Origin of the sequence: Enterococcus sp. 2201sp1_2201st1_C11_2201SCRN_220225 (assembly GCF_040925905.1) — a bacterium.
Taxonomy (GTDB): Bacteria; Bacillota; Bacilli; order Lactobacillales; family Enterococcaceae; genus Enterococcus_C; species Enterococcus_C asini_A.
Window position 1 is genome coordinate 16,580 of sequence record NZ_JBCOJC010000024.1, and the last position, 1,205, is coordinate 17,784.

2 protein-coding genes are annotated in these 1,205 nt (G+C 40.6%); one reads left to right on the forward strand and one right to left on the reverse strand.

All coding sequences use genetic code 11. The features are described 5' to 3' along the window. Nucleotides 1-150, reverse strand: a 150-nt coding sequence (locus tag AB5754_RS07880; RefSeq protein WP_368259540.1) for an NAD(P)-binding domain-containing protein, incomplete at its 3' end; no start/stop codon positions are given. A 187-nt stretch (nt 151-337) separates the two neighbouring features. On the opposite strand from AB5754_RS07880, the gene AB5754_RS07885 reads away from it, so the two are divergent. Beyond that, nucleotides 338-1,205 (forward strand): VOC family protein (locus AB5754_RS07885; protein WP_368259538.1); only part of this gene is annotated, 868 nt, incomplete at its 3' end.

Genomic DNA, 1,205 nt, shown 5'->3' on the forward strand with positions numbered 1-1,205 from the left:
CTTTTCTCTAATTGGTTCATAGGTGTCATAGATTACAATTTCTGCCGGCTGATAAATGCCTGCTTTTACCAAGCCTTTCATCATGGCCTGCCCCATATTTCCTGTACCATAAAAACCGATTTTACTCACACTCATCTTCCTTTCTCCCATTTCTTATCCTTTAGTTTGCCTCAAAAAACAGCGAACGTCTAGTCTCAGTGCTTTAGTAAGTTAAGTAATCTGTTATTCCACCGATTTTTTGAGCCTAATGTTTCCTTTAAGTTGCAAGACAAGTTAATTGCCTAATCCATTTTCTTTCTTTATACTTACATTTAGTAAGTTAAAGGAGCTGACTATTATGGATACAGAAATCAAAGGACTACACCATGTGACCGCTATGACCTCAAGTGCAAAAAAAATTTATCGCTTTTTCACCGACATTTTAGGTCTGCGCTTAATTAAAAAGACCGTCAATCAAGACGATATTGAAACGTATCACCTCTATTTTACAGATGATTTAGGCAGTCCCGGCACCGATATGACCTTTTTTGCTTTTCCGGGCATTGGCAAAGGTACTAAAGGAACCAATACGATTTCCCGGACTGGTTTTCGGGTACCCAGTGATGCTTCATTAGAATATTGGTTGCAACGCTTCGATGACCTGGGTGTTGACCATGGAGAAATCCGCAGTCGTTTTGGCAAACGTTATTTGGAATTCAATGATTTTGACAACCAACTAATGCAGCTAGTCTCTGATGAAAACAATCATGGTATGGCAGCTGGAATCCCTTGGAAAAAAAGCAACGTAGATCCTAACCATGCCATTAGTGGCCTTGGCCCTGTAATGGTCACAGTAAGTGAGTTTGAAGACATGAAAGATACTTTAGTGAACGTGTTAGGATTTAAAGAAACTCTTCCTGCTGAAGGGAGTTTGCATCACTTTGAAGTAGGAGAAGGAGGCAATGGCGCCACCATCTTAGTGGATTATCGTGAAGATTTGCCCCCTGCTTTGGAAGGTTATGGCAATGTCCATCATTTAGCACTGCGGGTAATCGATCAAGAAGCTCTCCGCTACTGGATTGATCGTTTAAATGAATTAAACTATCGAAGCTCTGGTTTTGTAGATCGCTTTTATTTCCAATCAGAGTACTTCTTAGCTGGCCCTCATATTCTCTTTGAATTGGCAACGGATGGTCCGGGCTTTTTACAAGATGAAAGCTACGAAC